Raw genomic sequence first — 19165 nt, forward strand, 5'->3', positions numbered from 1 at the left:
AAACGGTTATTGAGGTCGCAAAAGGCCGTAAAGTAGGTGACAAAATGAGTTATACTTCTCATTTTTATGTCAGTTCATTGGCGGTGAAACCAGAGTTAGTGGCGAAAGCAATACGCGAACATTGGCACATAGAGAATAGACTTCACTGGGTTTTAGATGTTGAAATTAAAGATATCCGACCCTGACGGGGCGGCCCACATCGCCTTATTCAACAGAGTGTGCCTAAACATAAGGTAAAAAAGACTATTTGGCGGCAAAACGAAGAGGGGCAGCTTGGAATGGTGATTTTAGGACGGAATTATTATTTGGTTGATTAGTAAGCAAAGTAGAATCCCAATCTTCGTTATCAATCGCTATTGCTTTTGCATTTTGAATATCTGTGTACTCCATGTTCATTACATGACGTTCATAATTTTCATTAGCTTTAAACTGTGGCATTTCAATTTTCCCTTTAAACTATCCAGTTGTCTGTGCGTAACGCATCGACACGATTAAATTCTTTTAAGTTATTAGTAACTAGCACCAAACCCTCACTACGAGCATGAGCCGCTATGTGTAAATCGTTAACACCGATAACTTGACCTTTTTTTTCTAAATCAGAGCGAATAGAACCATAATGCCCTGCGGCTTTGTCGCCATAACCTAACACTTCAAGACGAGAGCAAAAGTCTTCTACTGTGCGAAGGTTACGTTCAACAAATTCACTTTTTTCAGCCCCATGAATTAGTTCAGCCAATGTAATAGAGGAAATGGCCAATCTGCCTGAATGTTCATTAAATTTACCTAAGACTTCCATAGGTTTGCGCTTAATGACATAAATACAGATATTGGTATCTAACATGTATTTCAACATTAAAACGATTCTCTTTCTTGTTGTTCTTGTGAAGCTCGTTCAGTCATAAAATCTTCTGACACACCTTCTGAGGACATAAAGAAGCTATCCCACACATTATCGACAGGAGACAATATGCGTTCGTTACCTACTACTCTAACGACAACCTTTTTAACATTTTCAGGAAAGCGTGTTTCCGCTGGGAGCCTGACCGCTTGAGTTCTGTTGTTTACAAAAACAGTGCCTTGTTGTTGCATAGATACCTCCAACATTTAACTATATACAAATAGTATATAGCAATGCGCGTATATAGCGATGCTATATAGATATTATGTTCAGCTATCAATACCGTCACTTAATGAATCTTTCTCACAGACACTGTTATCGACAGGAATATCTTTTAAAACTCCTTTTGCAGCGCCAAACTCTTTTCCAACAGGTCGCATCCGATCCCATTCTTTGAGTTCATCAGGCATAGGCTTGCCTTCATCGCATTGTGATAACAATTCATCGAGGTTTGGTGGTTCTTTTTCCATTTCAGTTTCCTTAAATATTTGCATAAAAATTTTCCGCTGTTTCTATGATTGAGCTGTCATGCCTTATTACTTTGGAGCGTAAACTATTTGTTGATAAGTCCGTTAGCTTTTGAAGCGACTGAATCAAAAGGCTACCAGTAGATCTTTTATTACTGTCCTACAGCAGTTTCAATTAGTCGATCTCTTTTAAAAGTATATGTATGATTTCACCGCTCGCTAAATCAAAAAGAAGGAAGTGCGAAATGGAATATGGATTATCAAGAATTATCTTGATTGACTCTTACTTGCCCGGTCGAATTTATGAAGTCGACGTGGCTGGCCACACAAATATTTTAGGCGAGAATAATGTTGGTAAAACATCGCTGATAAAATTAGCAGTCCTATTTTATGGGGAACGCCCCACACGGATAGGCATAAAGCAGAATGAAGCGCTTGGTCTTGATGGTTTTTCAGAGTATTACCTTCCTCATCATGCAAGTTATGTCATTTTCGAATACCTGGTTGCCGGTGAACCTCGCATGTTAGTGTTGACTGGGTATGCTGATAGAAAAGAAGCCTATCGACGCACCTTTGTTCGAGCAGGGTTTAATATTGAAGACTTTTGGTTACCTGATTCCGATATTCCGCTAGCTTCCGACGTCTGGTTGAAAAGAACCCTCACGCAAACGATTCACAAACAATGCAGTAGTTTTGAAGATCAAACTCGCACTCTGCTAGAAGGAAGAGATCCGCATTTCTCCATGGTACCTTCTCGGGTTGATTTGACGCGAATGAAAAGTCTTATGACGAGTATGTTATCGCGTAATGCAGGGCACACTGAACTAACAAAAATAATCGAAGAGTGGGTCAAAAGTGATTTAGGTTCAGAGTGTGCCAAGAACATAGGTGGGATGGCCATTCCACGAAAAGAGCTGGAAAGGTGGGTAAGTCGTTACCATAATAATCAAAAAATAGAGTTAAATTTAGATCGCTTCACATTATTAGCTGATACGTTGACAGAGTATGAATTAAGTACTGCTGAAGCTGGTGGTTTATTCACGCTTGCAAGGCGTTCGCATCAAGCTATAGGCGAGAAAATCATTAATGAGGAGCGTGTTTTCAAGGAGAGAATTGAGCAGGCGCAAGGGGCTTTTCTTGCTAAGAAGATACAATGTGATCAGGTTAGCAAGGAATCGAAGGTTTTAGGTTCTCGTCTCCAATCATTGCAAACAAATGAAGCAGCCTTAACACGAGAAAAAGAGGTATATCGTAAAAATGTACCGAGCAATTTAGCTTTTCTTGAAACACAGAATCAAACAGATACCTTGCGTATTACTCAGCTAAAAAGTGAGTTGTCGGACATAACGTCTGGTCAAAGCGAGATTAATCAGTGGCGCACAGCTCAAATTAGCGAAGCAAAGACGTTCGCAAATGAAGCTATCAGTAAAGCAGAAACAGCCAAGGCAAAGGTTGATTCAGATTATCATTCCTCACTAAGTAATCGAAATTCGATTATCGATGATACCTACGAGAAAACCGTTGATGAAGTGGATGAACAGCTGGTGGATCTCCATAGTCAGCGTGAAAATCTAATATTGACGCGAGCAGATTATCAAGGTCAGTTGAAGAGTCCTTCACTCACCAGTGATGAGTTATCATCACGTGAGCGACTTGAAACGCAATTAAGTAAAGCAGATTTAGAGCGCTCGCATGCACTTAAGCAGTTAGAGCAAATCAAGTCAGAACTTACATCCTTAAAGCGTGAACGCGACAAAGCTAATGAAGAATTTAAAGATGCGCACCGTGAACACGCAGAGAAGGAGGCGCTCTTTGATAATTATCAATCCATCTTAAGCCCCCCTTCATCAAGTTTTTTGGGGTTTTTAAAGAGCGAAGTACCAGATTGGCAAAATACCCATGGCCGGGCACTAAGTGCTGAGATGCTTCAAGCAAAAGGATTGCGTCCATCATTAGTGGGTCACTCTCAAAGTAGTATTTTTGGAATAGAAGTTGATTTATCCCAATTACCTGATGGAGAGCTCGATTATACAAACGAATCTGAGTTATTGGATCGTGTTGCTGTGCTTGGCACAGAAACTGACGTTCTACAAAGGGAGGTTGAGAAGAGGGACCAAGTATTTACACGCATTAACAAACGTATTGATGACACACAAAAGACTCTGTCTGTGCAATCATCTCAATTAAAAAATACTATTAATCAGTATGAGCAACTTAGTGCGGAATTAGCTGTTGAGAAAGACAGGTTAAAAGTATTGCTGCGAGAAAAGAGCGCGACATTAATTGCTAATGTAGAGCAGATAGATGTTCAGCTCGCTGTCGTAGATTCGCAAATAACCTCTCTAAAAGAGCAAAAGAAACAGGCTGTAAAAACAAAGCAAACACAAAAAGAACTTGTTCGCCAAGAACTACAAAGTAATCGAGAGACTTCGATTTCACAGTGCGACCAGCAAAAAGATAGAGCCAGTTTCGAGCTGGTGGAGCGGGAAGCTGAGATTGAATCAGAATATACTAAGCGCCTTTCTGAAAAGGGGGTGGATTCGCAATACTTATTCAAGCTTCAAAAGCAACTTAAAGAATTAACCGATCGCAATATTCAGTACCAAAAGTATGCAAGCAGTAAAGAGGCGTATGAATCATTTATAGCTGATGAATTTGATATAAAGATGCCGCCACTCTTAGAAGAGTTATCGATGGTCAAAGAAGAGTTTAACGCCATAAATAAATCAGTGGGCGAGCTCAATAGTGAATTGAATCAGTTGGACGAATCCAAACGTGAAGCAACTCACTCGCACGAACAGGCCATTCGAAGCATGAATCGGGCTAAGGAGCGGTTAGAAGATAAGATTTTAATGCATTCACGATTTGAGTTTTCTGGGGCGCACTTGGCAGATGAAACGCTTACTGTCGAACAGATTTGCGAACGCTTTGAAAGCCATACGAGAAAAATAACGACTGCTTCGCGTTTGATTGGTGAATTAAATGACGAATTAAGGTCTTTATTCGCAATTGCGGGTACCGGCTCTTTTGAGCACTTGTCATCAAACCCTGGTAATAGCGACGATGTTATTCAGCAGGCGCGACGAATCAATAGTTATATTCAGGATGGTTATCATAAAATAGAGTACTCCTCATTTATTCAGTCCACCCTTAATTTTGAACGCGTTTCATTATATGTGACTTATCTAGAGCAGTTTAAGAGAAAGATAACGCGCTATAATAATGAGCTTAATAAGTATATGGCTCGTGCAGCCGCGTTTAATAACATTAGCCAACTGGAAGTGGATATTGTTTTCTTGTTCTCTAACCGGCACGACTGGCAGCTTGTAAGTGACATAGCAAGACAGTACGAATACTGGAAGTCAGAGAGAAGTCATGGTCAGTTGGATTCTTCTCGGGTAGATTTACCGCACAGGGCGCTGGTGGATGCAATTCAGACCTACTTGGACATCCCAAATATAGATAGTATGGATATAGGGGAGTTATACCGTTACATCGATTTTTCGATTCGATTCATTGATAACGGTAAGTCTAAATATGCCCGCTCATTTAATGAAATTCTCTCGGATAAAGGGAATGCCTCATCCAATGGAACAAGTTACCTCATCCTTATTACGATCTTTGTTGGTATTTTAAATATGATGCGTAAAGGGCATGCCATTCATTTTACGTGGGCCTTGGATGAACTCGCAGATATTAGTCCCAATAACATTACACAGTTATTAAGCATGCTTGAAGAAAATGACATTAATTTGATTTCAGCATGTACGGTCATCAGTGAGGCAGTGTATTTGAGCTTTGCTAAAACCTACTCGATTGAAGTTGATTTTGATACCGGGCAAAAGGTTCTTACCGATGAAGTCGCTTCGGACCCAATACTAGATTTAATTTCTGGTTTAGAAGATAAGGACAATCACCCAATGGAGCGTGCGCATGCTGAATGATATCGCAATGAGGTTACTTCAAAATCAGTTCATATGTAAGTTTACTCAGGCAGATTTATTTAATGAAATTCATCACGAAAATGAAGTGACCAAAACCCAATTGGATAGATTTCTTAATGTGATTGGTCGTTCTTTGCAGTTGAGCGCTGGTGGCACGACTTACTTTGCCGTACACAATCCTGATTCCCCAGGCGCCAAAGAGGAAGCGCGAAAAGCTTTCGAGTTATTGCGTGAGAAAATTAGACCCACTTTAAGTTTTTTGCAGCTCATGGCGCAAATTACACATCAGGAAGGTGAGTCATCTGTATTTATACAAGGTGGTGAGGTGTTAAGTGTTCCTGATGTAATTGCTGGTATCGAGCAGAATCAAGCACATACAAATAGTCTTGATAGGTTGGTCTGGGTTAAGAAGAAAGACGATCCCCTGACTGTGAAGGTTCGGGCACTGTTTAAGGAGCTTGAAAGGGAAGGGTTGCTCGCGGTTCGTAACCAAAAAACAGAGCGATATGTTGTGACTGGAAAGACGGATGTGATGATGGATGCGTTAGAGTTCATCGTTGAAGCAGAGGGGATTGCTACCAAAGAGCCTTCATTGCTGGTGGAGTCTAAACAGCAAGGTTTCGATTTATGATGAAACAACATTCACAATCGAATGAGGTTGAAGCTCTCTTATCATCACTTTCCAAGCATCGTAGTATTATTGCGCGAGGTTATGCTGCAAAACGTGAGGCAGAATTTTACAGTGAAGAAGAGCCGGTCATTCAGCTTCTGCGCACGCAAGGTTTTGTAAGGCCCGTTGGTGAGGGGCAGTTCCGCTTATCAAAGCAGTTAAGAGATCTCATCAATAGAGGGGTTAACCGTCAGCATATCCGTGACATAAATGTAAACCTTGGTCAGTTTACTGATTCATTAGATTTAGCTGTTGAAGATTATCTATCTGCGCAAAATAGAAAAGATAGAGATGATATTGAATCGGCTTGTGATGAGCTTGTGTCAATCTTTTATGAGATGGGGGATTTTTTCTCAGATGCCAGCGAGGAGATTGATCAACAAGTAAAGTTGGTGATTGGAAATCATGCTTATGGCGCCGAACGTATTAGAATTATCCGTGCATATCTTGAGAAGTTAGATCGACTACAAGAAGCTTATGAAACGCTATCACAATCATTAACCGATGAAATTTATACTGAAGACTCATTTTTGTGTGATGAGAGAATTAAGTTTATTTCCCGAACTCTTAAGTATATCGACAACGTTAAGTCGACTCATAAAGAAATTAAAGCTGTATTGCATATGCGTGAAGTGCGGGAGCAAAGGACTCAGCGTCTTAGGCAGTTAGATGCATACCTTCGCGAAAACCCTGCGGCTGAATTTAATAAAGCCGCTTCATTGGCCAGTGATTGTTTATTGTTTCGTAATGCACAAAAGATTGATGTGCAAAGCTTTATTGATGTTGATTCCCATGATCAAAAGTGGATCTCCTTTTATGAGAGGCAAGTGGCGACCAGTATGCTGAAAAAGCCTGCTGTAGTTGATAAGTATGAAAGGCCATCAACCGATTCTATGGCTGCATCTCCTGTATCCAGAAAGCGTGAAAGCTCTATTGCGTTAGATATGATAGGGGAGATGGTCAAGTGTATTCTGAGAGATAAACAATCATTATCTGTGACTCGTTACTGGCAGTTTCATCCTAATCGCAATGAAGTCTCATTTTCTTATTGGTTGTATATAAGCAGAACACATCTAACTCGGCTAATTAAGTCCCCGAAAGGTTTACTTGCAAAGTACGTGAATGTGAAGCCTATTTATGCCACAGAGAGTCAGTCTTGTGGTAATCGCACGGTTGCTGATGTTGTTGTTGCGTATAGCCATTTAGTTGACCATGATAAAGCTGGGAGTGGTAGAGGGGGGAGCAGTGAAGTACTCTGAGGCATTAATTAGGCTGGTGGTTGGAATTGCAAGTAATCGGGTTCGTGATGCTTCTTCAAAAGCAGCTGCAGATTTATACCGTATGCAGTTAATTGGAACCCCCGCTGGTGGAAAGCGGTTTTCTTATCAATCATGTGATCGTTCTAGTGCAATGAAATGGTGTGAGCTCAATGGAATAAACCCTGCCACTTACGACCCATCTAAAGGAACTCGGCAGTCCATGGGTGAACAGCGTGTATTTGAGAAAAAATCAGGTGTCTCACTTTTCAGTAACTTTCTTTGTATTAAATCTCTAGGTGAGTGTTCTTACATAAATGATGTGGCTTTATCAAATCCCGGTCAGGGCCATCTCTGTATTCGTGCTTCTGATATAAAAAACATCTCTGCAGATGCGATTATGGTAGTTGAAAACTTTGAGACATTTTTAGATCAAATTGATTTTATCGATAGTCAGTTACTTCCAAGTCGTACATTGGTCATTTTTCGTGGTTCGCCTCAATTTGGGGGGAAGGCAGAGCCTATTTCTGTGAAGCTTGCTTCTGAATTTAATCTATTGCGGATCGGTTTTTATGACTATGATGTTTCCGGGTTAATAAAGCAGTATGAATTGGCTTATGACTTTTGCCTTATTCCTTCAAAGAGCGATATAGCTAAGCTCGACATTAAGCCCAATCGCTTAGATTTCGAAAAGCAGTTGAAGGAGTTCTACGTCAAATACCCTAGCCGAGTGCCACCCTTATGGATGCAAGGTCACTTAGATTTTTTTGAGGCTGCTGGTGGGAGTTTTGTGCAGGAACGATTGATAGGGGCAGGTGTTGGTTTTCAGTTGTGTAAGCTGTAGCGCTCTAGTTGATATAGGTTGAAGTACGCAAGCGCACTCATAATAAAACCCACTTGAAAGTGGGTTTTATTTGGCTGGTGGACTTATAATATGTTGTACACAGTGTTACCCACCGATTCTGTGGATAAGCTCGTTATTATCATCATTTTCAATGGTTATATTGTGTTTTCTATCTTTATATTCCCTGTCACATAAAATACTAATTAGGTTCGCCTTGGCCTTTATGTATTGATTCTTTTTTAATTCTTTTTCAAGTAATGTGTTTGTTTCTTCATTAGAAATGCCGCTTGCCAAATTCTCTTCAAAGATGATCGACAAGAATTCATGAAATGTGATTTTGTTTTTATCTACGGTGTGAAGGAATAGCCCTGGTGATGTTTTAACTAAATCATCAGGATCAACTCCTTCAGGTAGAAAGCTATAACATGTAGATGCTGGTGAAGGGTGGTGCGCAATAACTGACATTAACGCTGACCTCATAGCTTTTCTACCTGCTGTGTCTCCGTCATAGATGAAGGTGGCATTATTAGTAACTCTTGATAAATTAAATAGTTGCTTTTTCGATATGGCAATCCCCATTGTTGCAACGCAATTATTAACACCCTTGGAGGCGCAAGAGACAACATCCATGTAACCTTCAAAAACATATGCTTCATCTTTCTCTTGGATGTATGGCTTGTTCTCGTAAAGCCCATATAGAATTTCAGATTTATTGAAAGTGGCAGATTGCTGAGAGTTTAAATATTTTGGAGTTGCTTCATCATTTAAAGTTCGACCTCCAAACCCGGCAATTAATCCAATGTGGTTTTTGATAGGAAACATCAATCTGCCTCTAAATGTTTCATATACGTTATCTGGATTTCTCGCATTTATTAGGTGGTTATTTTCGAATAGCTCAAAGAGCATTTTATTTTCTTTGGCCAGAGACAGGAGGTTTTTATCATTTGATGCGTAGCTCAGGCAAAAGCGCTTTATTCTTTCTTCATTTAAGCCCCGGTGATTTATATAGCTGTAAAACTTATCACTCTTCTGTTTTAAGAATACTTGTTGGGCAGCTTGGTTCGCTTTGAAATTTTGCAAAGGGGCTTTTGATTCTAGAAGTATGAGTTTGTTAGTGTCTCCCATAACGCCACACTCAAGACAAATGAAGAAATCTTCTTGTTTGCAGATTTGCAGGTTGTCACGAAAGTGTTCGCCGCCATAACAGCAAGGGCACTTTATAAAGCTAAAATTATCCATACCTATCCTAATGATACTTTATAAGTGCAGATAATAGCATGTAGTTGCTATTTTTCATGCTGAAATCCAATCAAAAACTATTCTTTCATTCTATTTGATTACATCCGATGTTTGCTACGTTTAACTTATCTATTTGATGCCAAAAACACTACTTATCCATAACTACCGGTGCTACGTTTAACTTTTCTTTTTCTGTATTTTATCTAGCATTTTCTTGCTGAGGTGTGGCTTGATTTTGATTGTGTTTTTTTTAAAAGTGAATAAGGAAGCCTGATAAGTAATTGTTAAATATTGATGCTAATTCTGATGGATGTATCTGTTAACTGACTCCGTGAATTGTTCCTATAAACAGTTTATTTTTATTTGATGCTACACAGCCTGTTACTTTCCAGTATCCTTTAGCCCACAGACTATAAAATAAGGGGCGCTCTCCCCATTGTGGCGGGCGTTCGCCCTAGTTTGTGCAGAGTGAGTCGCAAAATGAGGGGTGCTCTCCCTAATCCTAGAGGGCGTTCGCCCTAATTTGTGTGGGGTGAGTCATATAAAGGGGCGCTCTCCCTATTGTAGGGGGTGTTCGCCCTGATTTATCTGGGGTGAGTCATATAAAGGGGCGTCCTCCCCATTACAGGGGGCGTTCTCCCTATTGTAGGGGGCGTTCGCCCTAGATTATGCAGTGTGTGAGCAGTAAAAGGGCATCAGCTGGATGCAAATAAATACCTTGTTGTGGGTGAACAACTAAGATTGAAAATTTTCTACTTCCGAAGCTCGTTTCTATCATGGCTACCAAAAGTTAATTGTGACAATAAAGATCGAAACTTAGGTTCTATCAACATGGCTATCTAAGTGGACTTCACAGACTTTGCTAGACACTTTTAACAGTTACAATGTAACTTCAAATAGAGGTGTTTATGAGCAAAGGCAAACGGTATACCGAAGAGTTTAAGATAGAAGCAGTCAAGCAAATTACTGAGCGTGGTTATTCAGTTCAGGAAGTTGCTGATCGGCTTGGTATTTCAACTAAATCCCTCTATCACTGGCGAAGCCAGTTAAGTGGCAATAAAGCCGTTCGCCAGTCATCTGATGATTCGGTTCGAATTGCTAAGTTAGAGGCAGAGTTGAAGCGGGTCACGGAGGAAAGGGACATCTTAAAAAAGGCCGCAAGGTACTTTGCAAGCCAGCCAGAGTAAAGTACGCCTTTATCCGAGATCACCAGAAGCAGTTCTCTGTGTTATCCATGTGCCGTGTATTAAAAATCAATCGCAGTGGCTTTTATGCATGGCTTAAACAGCCGTTGAGCACGAGAGCGATTGAAGATAATCGCCTGCTCAAGCGGATAAAAGAGTTCTATATTGCCAGCGGCGGAACATATGGTAGCCCTTGGATACATCGTGATCTTCGTGAAGCGGGCGAGTCTTGTAGCGTGCACCGTGTTGCTAAAATTATGCGACTGAACAACCTTAGAGCGCAGATTGGTTACAAGCGCAAATACATCAAAGGCGTTAAGCCATCACGGATTGCAGATAACGTATTGGAGCGTGATTTTGCCCCAGACTCACCTAATACTGCGTGGGTGAGTGACATCACGTATGTGCGAACGTATGAGGGTTTTCTGTACTTAGCGACAGTTATCGACTTGTTCTCACGACGCGTTGTCGGTTGGTCGATGGATAAAAACATGGATAAGCATTTGGTTATCCGGGCATTATTAATGGCCGTTTACCAACGTCGGCCAGAACAATCTGTGTTGGTACATAGCGATCAAGGCAGTCAGTATGGCAGTGCAGATTATTTAGCGTTTATGAAAGAGCATAACCTTATTCCTTCCATGAGCCGCAGAGGAAACTGTCATGATAATGCGGTTGCTGAGAGCTTTTTTGCTACGTTTAAAAAGCGCGTGATCAGAAAGAAGATATATTCGACCAGAGACGAAGCGAAGACAGAGATATTTAACTTTATAGAAATGTTTTACAATCCAAAAAAACGCCACTCGCATACAGGCGGTATATCACCTGCTAAATTCGAAGAAGCGTATTTTTTGAAACAACAGACTGTCTAGTGAGAGCTGGGAAGTCCATTATTCCCAACCAAACAGCAAAATCTTTTGCGCTTTTAAATGCTTGCCCTTTATCAAACAAATTTGGTGTAGTAGGTTTTAAAGCCGCGAAAACCAGATTGATGAAAAGCAATCAAAATAGTCATAACTTCACTGGAAGCTAGACGAGATGGTTTAATACGTTGCTTTTCACCCGATTCTATTAAGTGTTTAAGCCATTGAGGTTCAAACAATAAACAATAAACAAAAATCATCGACATCTACGTAAATTGCATCTAAGTTATTCATGCCCTTGCCTTGGTAATCTTATGTTTCTTGGTCGAAAGATCTGATCACCACAAGGGCATTTAGTTCAATTTCTTATGCGCAGCTCAGGTTGAGTAAGCAAAACGTGTTGCCAAAAACCAAGCTTTTCGAAGCCATCACCTACCTCAGTAATCAATGGCATAAGCTCGTTCGTTACTTAGACGATGGGCAACTCAATATCGACAATAACCGTGCTGAGCGGGCCATCAAACCGTTCGTGATTGGTCGTAATAACTGGTTGTTTAACGCCGGTGCTGCTTTATACAGCATCATCGAAACAGCTAAAGCCAGCAGCCTCATTCCGTTCGATTATGTAATGACATGCTTGAATGAGCTCTGTAAACCAGATCCAGAACTCGAAGCATTAGCTAGGTGGTATTGCCAGACGTCACAATTAATTATTCAAGTTACAGAGAAAATCTGGGTAATTATGTTTGCTTATAAAGCATCGAAAGCTTGTATATATGGTGGTTTTATTTTTGTTGTTGTACACTTATTTGAATATTATAACCAACAAGAGTGACGCTGTTTTATGGGTAATAAAAAAACGACAGATATTACTTTTTTCTCGGTTGCTGCGTATGGTGATAATGACACTACGACAGAACTGCAAAAGGCTAGACTAAACGCAAAATTGATAGAAACTCAGAATGGCTTCCCATTATTTTATGATAAATTTACAGCAACTCAAGCTGCATCTGAGTTACTGCCGTTAGCTTTGGGGCAAGATAAATTAGTATCGTTAGTAACCATCACCGAATCTTATGAAAGAGAGTGGCTGCCTGGTCGAAATTTCAATCAGTTTGTTGAGACACTTCTTCCGCAAGAAGTAAGTAAAAATGAATTCATAAATTTAACTCAAGTATCTTCTGAATTAAGGGATGTTATTTTATTAATCATTGAGCAAGGGCTAATAGCAAACAATAATATCGATTTAGCGAGATCATTTGCTCGTTGTGAAACAAACGATGAATACATCAAATCACTCTCTGTCTATCCATTTGTTGTTGATATTCTTAAAGCTAATGAGTTTTTTCAACACGTAAAAGCTTTCCAAGTGCCTTATAAAACCAATGAATCTGATGGTCGAAGGGTGGTTGTATATGAATTAAAAGATCCTGTAATCGACTGCTATATGGACAGTGATGTACTCGTAACACTTCCACCACAACTTCAAGTGAAATCACCAACAGACAACCTAAACACTGAACCTAAATTATAAATAGTGATAGAGTATTATTAGTTTATTGAAGGTTTATATTGCAGCGAAGGGTGAAGATTTACTCCCCACAGGAAAAAACTTCCGGAATCTAAATTAGATAAACATGTTTTGCCTATTAAAGCTTGTTTGCTTCGTTGAAAAGCCCTTCACCTTAAAGCCAAAAACACTGATATAAAAAACGCCCAATTATTAAACTCAACCCTGAGAAAGTTTGGCCTGCCATGTACTACTACAATCTTTTGCGGCTAATAGTTGTGATTTAAGCGAAACAGAAGCCCTCACTCTTCAAAGAGAGGTGCATCTTGGAGTTTTAGAATTTGAGTCTCAATACCACAACCCAAAAAGTAAGTTGAGAATCGCATTAGAAAAAAATGAGTACTCATGTAAAAAGATTATATACCCCCTTCTTTATTCAAGGTTAATGATTGCAAGTCAAACTGGTCAAATACCAAATTTAACAATCGATCAAACATATAACTATCTTTTCAACCAAGCTCCATTACCTGATTGTCTTTCAGAATTTGGTTCACCACCAGAGGTTAGTAAAACTGCATTAAGTAAAATTGATGAGAATAATGATATTTTTCACAGTGATTTCTTTGATGGTATCCTAACTGGGTTAAGCGATGTTTTGCCCAAAAACACACCCTAGAATAAACCCAAGCAAAGCATTTTAATATCGACAGACAAATAATTATGGATAGTCAAAATAGATGGAAAGTAAAGATCGGTGGCTTAAACTGCAAGAAGAATTACTAGCTGCGCAACAAAAAGTAAATTTTAAATTTCGAAATGCAGTTGATCACAAAACATTTTTAAATTTTTTAACTAACAATATAAACAATTTAAACATTATCGATGTAGAGTTTTTTGATGCTAAGATCCCACCTTATGGGAAGTTAATCAGAACGACTTTAATTATTCCTGAAGGGGAGAGGTTATATTTAGAGACCGCCTACTACCCATTGGCTAGAACCTATTTTCGAAGAAATAGAATTGCAATATCAAATAAGTTTGCTTATTCGAAGCACTTTATGGAACGTCTTATCGAAAGAAAAGGCATCGATGACATGGAAGGAATCAAAAGGGAAATAATAGAAACATTAAAAGAGCTTGAAAGATCAGCATTCACTCAAGAGCATGGCGCCCTGATGGTAGAGACAGATTTTATTATTATAAACTCACAATCAATTTATTGTTGTTTTTTAGAACACAGAGATTTTGGTGAAGTCGAAGCCATTGTTAAAACAATCATACCAAGAGCGTCACTTTCTAAGAAAAAAGATGAAGTGGCCCAATACATATTGGACTCTTTTGGTTCAGACTCATGTTCTCTTGCAACGCAAGGTCTACCAGATACCAAAATGGAAGCTGACAAAGTTATCTCTAACAACAAGAATCGTATGAGCGGAGATTTACCCAGTGTAGAAGAATTAGAATTTCGTAAAAACTTATGCAGTGGGTCATTTAAAGTCGATAAGAAATTTAACAAAGCGCTTGGAAAATACCTTGCTACTTATGATCAAACTTCAGCTAAGTGTCGGCCTGCATAGAAGATGCGGTAAGAAACCAGTCGTGCAGTACTAATAAGACCTCTCAATGAGAGGTCTTTCTTATTTTTGCATTATTCAGGTTGGGTGATGACTCTCGCTGAGATAGAAATGCCCACATTTTCATTCGTAGAAGCTTGCTTCGGGATCACCACAATTAGCTTTCTGAAGTTACTCAAGTCAGGTAAACGAATTTCACGCGTGCCATCATATCTATTACTTCTCAAATACATGCTACCGTATAGAGATATGCTATTATCAACACCTTGAGTATAAAGACTCGCCTTTTGTGAACCGACCAATGTACCTGTAGACCTTAAATCAATAACAGCTCTTTTATCTTTATTGGCTACACCGTTCTCTTCGAGATCAATGATAAATATAGTATTAGCAGTGCTAGATACATCCATGTTGCGCTCAACAAAATCGAAACCAGCAATCTCTAATAAATCTCTTGTTTGTTGTTGAGCAAATGGATCAATCGTTGCAAAAACATTTCTACTTGTTTCAGCGGTAGCCTCATCACACGTGTTCATTAATGCTCTCGTGCCAGTAGAGAGCACACCAAGGACTGTTGTGGGTCGATAACGAGTTGTTAAGCCTGAGCCACTATCTGTTCCGCACAAGGTTCTTTCAGAGTACATATATCCTAGCCCAGAGTAACCCTGAGTAGCACTATGGCGATTACTACCATTTCGAGCGCCACCTAAATTAATAGTGGCACGTCTAAATACGACCTCGTTCTCTGCATCTGCATTATTTGGTTCTCCGAATAATCGCCCCGCACCTACGGCATTTAATGTGTTACCAAATTGATTGTAACGTTCATAGCTATATCGAGACGGTAAAAAGGCGGGTGTATAGATATTGGGCGCAGCATCTTGAAGCCTCATTAAGCCTTGGTCTGAACGATCCATTTGCCGTTCAAGAGGGTTGAGTAATTGCCAGCGAGCATTTGACTGCTGGTCTACGACATCGTTGAATTCAGTTTGAATACCATTTTGACGTGTATCTACATCGCCTACAAACATAACTTGCTGTTGAGCATCTAGATCCACACAATGAGCTGCAGTTAAAATCCACTCACGCGATATTAATGTGCCCGTACAGCGCCCAATAGCATTTCCAACTTCATCTCTCTTTACAATCCCAACAGCATAACCATAATCAGTATCGTGTGAGTCCAATTCAGACCCAATGGCATTAGGGGTATAAATTGGGGTAAAGTAATCAAGAGCCGATATAGGTTCAATTTTATCAACTTCAATTAGCTTAGAGTCTCCTTCTTTTTCAATCAGAACATCAATTTTTTTAGTTAAGTACGTCTCACTTGATTGCTGTTCTGATGCATGCAATCCAGTAGCCAGTGTAAGATTACCAAGCAAAAGTGCCGTTGTGATAAGTGATGGTTTATGGGTCATAACAAGTTCCTTTAAGCAGAAAGTAGTGTTTCTAGGTACTTAGCTTAGTAATTATTACCCAGCCTTAATATGACCTATATAGGCTAAAATGATGATTTAGTTATGGTCTAGAGTGCTCATTAAAGTATCAAAAATGTAAAGGGAATTTAACACAAAGCGATCACCGCTTTACTCGTAAAGAAGTTCGAGATCACAGTGGTTGGGGTAATACGCAATTGAAAGTCCACATCAAGCGTTTGGAAGAAATGGAGTACTTGCTAATTCATCGCGGTAGCCGTGGCCAGTCGTTTATCTATGAGCTGTTGTACAGCGGTGAAGGGGAGTCAGGCCAACGCTTCCAACAAGGTTTGCTTAACCAAAACACTCTCTCTGGAAACAACTACGACAAAAAGAAGTCGGGGGTAGATGTTGAGTTATCTGGGTCAAGTCGCTCCTTGGTCGGTACTAAGTCGGTGGGTGGTCAAATCCACCAAGGCCAGATCCAACAGGACATAGAAACACTTATCATCGAAGATGAAGGAAAAGATACTATAAACGCTAATGGTTACATCGCATCGTACCCTCATTCCTTAGCCGCTTCTGTATAAGGGCTGTCATATTAGGAGATAAAGACCATGCCTAAACGTGAAAAACGCTTTATTAAAGAAGTCGGTGATCCAACTGATCCAAATGGCTTGCTAGCTTTTATGAACCATTACTTAGATGGACTGCGTATTAAGCACTATACCAAGCAAACCTTGTGGAATAATGAGCGTTATATACGAGACTTCATCGAGTGGTGTGACGGCAGAGCCTTAAGGCAACCACAGGAGATCACCAAGCCTATTCTAGAGCGCTATCAGCGTTACTTGTACCTGTATCGTAAAAAAGATGGTAAGCCGCTGAGCATCTACTCTCAACGCGCAAAACTAAGCCCCTTAAAAGGTTGGTTTAAATGGCTGACTAAACAAAATTACTTACTCTATAACCCGGCCAGTGAGCTTGATTTACCGAAGATACGTCAACGCTTACCCAAGGCTATCTTAAGTGAAAAAGAAGTTGAACAGGTCATGTCACAAGTGAATAGCTCTGAGCCGTTAGGCATACGTGATAGGGCTGTTATGGAAGTCTTATACTCAACCGGTATTAGACGAATGGAAATCGTTAACTTGAGCGTGTTCGATGTTGATGCAGAGCGCGGAACCTTGCTGGTTCGACAGGGTAAAGGTAAAAAAGCTCGCATGCTGCCACTAGGTGAGCGAGCATCGTTCTGGCTCACACGTTACTTAAATGATGTGCGTCCGAGCATGGCACTGGCTAGTGATGATGGCACGATGTTTTTAACCCGGTTAGGTGAAAAGTTCAATGAAGCTTGGCTCTCAAGAACGCTGGCTCAGTACATCGATAAAGCTAAGCTAAACAAACAAGGTAGCTGTCACTTGTTTCGTCACACGATGGCCACACTGATGTTAGAAAATGGGACGGATATCCGTTTTATCCAAGCGATGCTTGGCCATGCAGAGCTGAGTACCACTGAAATCTATACTCAAGTCAGTATAAAGCCTTAAAAGAAGTACATCAGCGTACTCATCCAGCCAAGTTAAAAGCCTGTAAAGAGGATGAAATGGCTGAGCTGCTTGATGTATTGGTCATGGAAAACATACAAGAGCAAAAAACATTAAGGGGATAAAAAACTCGCAAAACCACGTCATTGGCGTATAATGCGCTATTATTATGGTAATAATCGAAACGCCCATATTTACAAAGGTCATTACAAATTTAATGACCGATGATGAATATAAAGACTTACAGGAAGCCTTAGTCAGTCGTCCAGACAGAGGCACGATCATCAAGAACAGTGGTGGTCTAAGAAAGGTACGTTGGGCATTGGAAGGCCGTGGTAAAAGCGGTGGTGTACGCGTTATCTATTATTGGATGACAGAAGATGAACAGCTTTATATGGTGTTTGCCTTCCCAAAAAATGCACAAGAAAACCTAACCGATGCACAAACGAAACAGTTAAAACAAGTGGTAGAAAGGTGGTTAAAATGAATGACGACATGTTTAATGAACTTATGGCAAGCGTTGAGCAAGCAGATAGTATCATCCAGGGGAAAGCAAAACCTGCGCGTGTTACTGAGTTTGCCGAGCCTGAAGTAAAAGCTATCCGTGCTAAAACAGGATTAACTCAAAGCCGTTTCGCTGATGTGGTTGGTGTGAGCAAACGCACCTTGGAAAACTGGGAGCAAGGCCGTCGTCACCCGACAGGCCCTGCACGAGCATTACTGAAAATTGTTGATGCCGATCCAGAATATGCCCTTAAAGCCTTACATGGTTAAAACCATACAAATACATTTCTAATAAAAAGGCAGATAACGGCTTGTTATCTGCCTTTTTAATATCAGCTTCAGAAAATTCTACATGTAGAAACCTGTTTACTTAGTCGCTTTATTGAATGTAAAGATAAAACGTAAAGCAAAAGTGGAGTTAGCCCTGTTGTGCTGCATGCTCTAGGTGAGTTTGAGATACTCACCTAGAGCATGCAGGGGAAAATGCGTGTGTTGTCCTCAATGTACGAAAACCTTTAGTATATGCTTGACATATGCTGTTCATTTGTTAACCTAATCATATGTGCTACATATGCCGAATAGAGGGCGATATGAAAACTGTATCTATTTTTAAAAATGGTCGTAATCAGGCCGTTAGACTTCCCAAAGAAATGGAATTTGATGGCGTCAGTGAACTGGAGATCACCAAAGACGGTGACAGCATTACCCTACGCCCTGTAAGACCAGACTGGCTTTCTTTTGCAGATCAAGAGCGTGCTGACAGTGATTTTTTGTCTGACCGTGAAGATGTGATCTCAGACGATGGGCGGTTTGAACTTTGAAGAAACAAACCTATATGCTCGATACCTGTATATGTAGCTTTATTATGCGTGAGCAGCCTATCAGCGTGCTGCAAAAGTTGCAGGGAGCAATCAGTAATCAAAGCCGTATTGTGATCTCTGCGATCACTTATGCTGAAATGCGTTTTGGCAGCATTGGAAAAAAAGCCTCACCCAAACATACAGCCCTGGTTGAAGCCTTTTTGCAGCGAGTAGATGAAGTGTTGCCCTGGGATACTAAAGCGGTTGATGCTACAACAGAGGTAAAGCGAGCTTTATCAGATAAAGGTACGCCAATCGGGGCGAACGACACTGCAATTGCAGGTCATGCCATCGCGACAAACTGTATTTTAATAACAAATAATGTGCGAGAGTTCAGCCGAGTTGAAGGCTTGAATTATGAAGACTGGGCGCATTAATAGAGGGAAA

General features: G+C 40.2%; 20 protein-coding genes and 3 pseudogenes. 16 read left to right on the plus strand and 7 right to left on the minus strand.

The annotated features are described in order from the left end of the window. A pseudogene (locus tag PULV_RS21865) lies at positions 1–313 on the plus strand (ISAs1 family transposase); the annotation flags it as partial. Here PULV_RS21865 and PULV_RS01235 read toward each other — a convergent pair. From PULV_RS01235 to PULV_RS01250, 4 genes are all read right to left on the minus strand, one after another. Then, positions 244–438: a hypothetical protein gene (locus tag PULV_RS01235; protein ID WP_193330666.1), complete on the minus strand. Its 195-nt coding sequence runs from the start codon at positions 436–438 to the stop codon at positions 244–246. The pseudogene PULV_RS21865 and the gene PULV_RS01235 sit on opposite strands and share 70 nt — an antisense overlap. A 13-nt stretch (positions 439–451) precedes the next feature. After that, complete coding sequence (gene vapC, locus PULV_RS01240; protein ID WP_193330667.1) at positions 452–853, minus strand: type II toxin-antitoxin system tRNA(fMet)-specific endonuclease VapC; 402 nt, start codon at positions 851–853, stop codon at positions 452–454. Next, the gene (gene vapB, locus PULV_RS01245) at positions 853–1089 is read right to left on the minus strand and encodes a type II toxin-antitoxin system VapB family antitoxin (protein WP_193330668.1); all 237 of its coding nucleotides are present in this window, start codon (positions 1087–1089) and stop codon (positions 853–855) included. The genes vapC and vapB (PULV_RS01245) overlap by 1 nt, the downstream gene beginning before the upstream one ends. 78 nt (positions 1090–1167) lie before the next feature. Further along, positions 1168–1368, minus strand: coding sequence for a hypothetical protein (locus tag PULV_RS01250; RefSeq protein WP_193330669.1), 201 nt, complete (start codon positions 1366–1368; stop codon positions 1168–1170). 242 nt (positions 1369–1610) lie between these two features. On the opposite strand from PULV_RS01250, the gene PULV_RS01255 reads away from it, so the two are divergent. The 4 genes from PULV_RS01255 to PULV_RS01270 are packed head-to-tail and all read left to right on the plus strand — an operon-like array spanning position 1611 to position 8079. Further along, entirely contained in the window at positions 1611–5309 is a 3699-nt protein-coding gene (locus tag PULV_RS01255) for an ATP-binding protein (protein ID WP_193330670.1), read from the plus strand. Then, on the plus strand, positions 5299–5940 hold the full coding sequence (locus PULV_RS01260) for a condensin complex protein MksE (protein WP_193330671.1): 642 nt from the start codon (positions 5299–5301) through the stop codon (positions 5938–5940). The genes PULV_RS01255 and PULV_RS01260 overlap by 11 nt, the downstream gene beginning before the upstream one ends. After that, entirely contained in the window at positions 5937–7238 is a 1302-nt protein-coding gene (locus tag PULV_RS01265) for a hypothetical protein (RefSeq protein ID WP_193330672.1), read from the plus strand. The genes PULV_RS01260 and PULV_RS01265 overlap by 4 nt, the downstream gene beginning before the upstream one ends. Continuing rightward, the gene (locus PULV_RS01270; RefSeq protein WP_193330673.1) at positions 7225–8079 is read left to right on the plus strand and encodes a DUF7281 domain-containing protein; all 855 of its coding nucleotides are present in this window, start codon (positions 7225–7227) and stop codon (positions 8077–8079) included. Before PULV_RS01265 ends, PULV_RS01270 begins: the two co-directional genes overlap by 14 nt. A gap of 105 nt (positions 8080–8184) precedes the next feature. On the opposite strand, the gene PULV_RS01275 is transcribed toward PULV_RS01270, so the two are convergent. Then, positions 8185–9318 carry a DNA primase gene (locus PULV_RS01275; protein ID WP_193330674.1) on the minus strand — a complete coding sequence of 378 codons (1134 nt, stop codon included), beginning with the start codon at positions 9316–9318 and terminating at the stop codon, positions 8185–8187. A gap of 908 nt (positions 9319–10226) precedes the next feature. On the opposite strand from PULV_RS01275, the gene PULV_RS01280 reads away from it, so the two are divergent. Beyond that, a protein-coding gene (locus tag PULV_RS01280; RefSeq protein WP_193330675.1) for an IS3 family transposase occupies positions 10227–11374 on the plus strand; the annotation gives its coding sequence in 2 pieces (ribosomal slippage) (positions 10227–10461 and positions 10461–11374; 1149 coding nt in all). A gap of 74 nt (positions 11375–11448) precedes the next feature. Here PULV_RS01280 and PULV_RS22165 read toward each other — a convergent pair. Next, positions 11449–11659, minus strand: a pseudogene (locus PULV_RS22165) (IS982 family transposase); the annotation flags it as partial. A gap of 82 nt (positions 11660–11741) precedes the next feature. Here PULV_RS22165 and PULV_RS01285 point away from each other — a divergent pair. The 4 genes and pseudogenes from PULV_RS01285 to PULV_RS01300 form a co-directional block, all read left to right on the plus strand. After that, positions 11742–12053, plus strand: a pseudogene (locus PULV_RS01285) (IS66 family transposase); the annotation flags it as partial. Positions 12054–12209: 156 nt separating this feature from the next. After that, a complete protein-coding gene (locus PULV_RS01290; protein ID WP_193330676.1) occupies positions 12210–12899 on the plus strand; it encodes a hypothetical protein in 690 nt (229 codons plus the stop codon). A 211-nt stretch (positions 12900–13110) separates the two neighbouring features. Then, the gene (locus PULV_RS01295; RefSeq protein WP_193330677.1) at positions 13111–13551 is read left to right on the plus strand and encodes a hypothetical protein; all 441 of its coding nucleotides are present in this window, start codon (positions 13111–13113) and stop codon (positions 13549–13551) included. Positions 13552–13612: 61 nt separating this feature from the next. Next, positions 13613–14452 (plus strand): hypothetical protein, encoded by an 840-nt coding sequence (locus tag PULV_RS01300; RefSeq protein WP_193330678.1) that lies wholly within the window; start codon positions 13613–13615, stop codon positions 14450–14452. Between the two features lie 71 nt (positions 14453–14523). Here PULV_RS01300 and PULV_RS01305 read toward each other — a convergent pair whose 3' ends face one another. Continuing rightward, positions 14524–15870, minus strand: a complete 1347-nt coding sequence (locus PULV_RS01305; RefSeq protein ID WP_193330679.1) for a trypsin-like serine protease — start codon at positions 15868–15870, stop codon at positions 14524–14526. 245 nt (positions 15871–16115) lie between these two features. Between PULV_RS01305 and PULV_RS01310 the strand changes: the two genes are divergently transcribed. From PULV_RS01310 to PULV_RS01335, 6 genes are all read left to right on the plus strand, one after another. Then, positions 16116–16457: a hypothetical protein gene (locus tag PULV_RS01310; protein ID WP_193330680.1), complete on the plus strand. Its 342-nt coding sequence runs from the start codon at positions 16116–16118 to the stop codon at positions 16455–16457. A gap of 27 nt (positions 16458–16484) precedes the next feature. Further along, positions 16485–17417, plus strand: a complete 933-nt coding sequence (xerC, locus tag PULV_RS01315) for a site-specific tyrosine recombinase XerC (RefSeq protein ID WP_193330681.1) — start codon at positions 16485–16487, stop codon at positions 17415–17417. A gap of 166 nt (positions 17418–17583) precedes the next feature. After that, a complete protein-coding gene (locus tag PULV_RS01320; RefSeq protein ID WP_193330682.1) occupies positions 17584–17901 on the plus strand; it encodes a type II toxin-antitoxin system RelE/ParE family toxin in 318 nt (105 codons plus the stop codon). Beyond that, positions 17898–18188 (plus strand): NadS family protein, encoded by a 291-nt coding sequence (gene nadS, locus PULV_RS01325; protein ID WP_193330683.1) that lies wholly within the window; start codon positions 17898–17900, stop codon positions 18186–18188. The genes PULV_RS01320 and nadS overlap by 4 nt, the downstream gene beginning before the upstream one ends. 320 nt (positions 18189–18508) lie before the next feature. Further along, positions 18509–18739: a type II toxin-antitoxin system VapB family antitoxin gene (gene vapB / locus PULV_RS01330; protein WP_193330684.1), complete on the plus strand. Its 231-nt coding sequence runs from the start codon at positions 18509–18511 to the stop codon at positions 18737–18739. Beyond that, on the plus strand, positions 18736–19155 hold the full coding sequence (locus PULV_RS01335) for a type II toxin-antitoxin system VapC family toxin (protein ID WP_227009329.1): 420 nt from the start codon (positions 18736–18738) through the stop codon (positions 19153–19155). The genes vapB (PULV_RS01330) and PULV_RS01335 overlap by 4 nt, the downstream gene beginning before the upstream one ends. Positions 19156–19165 lie beyond the last annotated feature (10 nt).

Source organism: Pseudoalteromonas ulvae UL12 (assembly GCF_014925405.1).
GTDB classification, from domain to species: domain Bacteria; phylum Pseudomonadota; class Gammaproteobacteria; order Enterobacterales; family Alteromonadaceae; genus Pseudoalteromonas; species Pseudoalteromonas ulvae.

Bases quoted from the DNA above. Each gene is read 5' to 3' on its own strand.
- PULV_RS01235 (WP_193330666.1), bottom strand. From the start codon at position 438: ATGCCACAGTTTAAAGCTAATGAAAATTATGAACGTCATGTAATGAAC.
- vapC (WP_193330667.1), bottom strand. From the start codon at position 853: ATGTTGAAATACATGTTAGATACCAATATCTGTATTTATGTCATTAAG.
- vapB (WP_193330668.1), bottom strand. From the start codon at position 1,089: ATGCAACAACAAGGCACTGTTTTTGTAAACAACAGAACTCAAGCGGTC.
- PULV_RS01250 (WP_193330669.1), bottom strand. From the start codon at position 1,368: ATGGAAAAAGAACCACCAAACCTCGATGAATTGTTATCACAATGCGAT.
- PULV_RS01255 (WP_193330670.1), top strand. From the start codon at position 1,611: ATGGAATATGGATTATCAAGAATTATCTTGATTGACTCTTACTTGCCC.
- PULV_RS01260 (WP_193330671.1), top strand. From the start codon at position 5,299: ATGCTGAATGATATCGCAATGAGGTTACTTCAAAATCAGTTCATATGT.
- PULV_RS01265 (WP_193330672.1), top strand. From the start codon at position 5,937: ATGATGAAACAACATTCACAATCGAATGAGGTTGAAGCTCTCTTATCA.
- PULV_RS01275 (WP_193330674.1), bottom strand. From the start codon at position 9,318: ATGGATAATTTTAGCTTTATAAAGTGCCCTTGCTGTTATGGCGGCGAA.
- PULV_RS01290 (WP_193330676.1), top strand. From the start codon at position 12,210: ATGGGTAATAAAAAAACGACAGATATTACTTTTTTCTCGGTTGCTGCG.
- PULV_RS01300 (WP_193330678.1), top strand. From the start codon at position 13,613: ATGGAAAGTAAAGATCGGTGGCTTAAACTGCAAGAAGAATTACTAGCT.
- PULV_RS01305 (WP_193330679.1), bottom strand. From the start codon at position 15,870: ATGACCCATAAACCATCACTTATCACAACGGCACTTTTGCTTGGTAAT.
- PULV_RS01310 (WP_193330680.1), top strand. From the start codon at position 16,116: ATGGAGTACTTGCTAATTCATCGCGGTAGCCGTGGCCAGTCGTTTATC.
- xerC (WP_193330681.1), top strand. From the start codon at position 16,485: ATGCCTAAACGTGAAAAACGCTTTATTAAAGAAGTCGGTGATCCAACT.
- PULV_RS01320 (WP_193330682.1), top strand. From the start codon at position 17,584: ATGGTAATAATCGAAACGCCCATATTTACAAAGGTCATTACAAATTTA.
- nadS (WP_193330683.1), top strand. From the start codon at position 17,898: ATGAATGACGACATGTTTAATGAACTTATGGCAAGCGTTGAGCAAGCA.
- vapB (WP_193330684.1), top strand. From the start codon at position 18,509: ATGAAAACTGTATCTATTTTTAAAAATGGTCGTAATCAGGCCGTTAGA.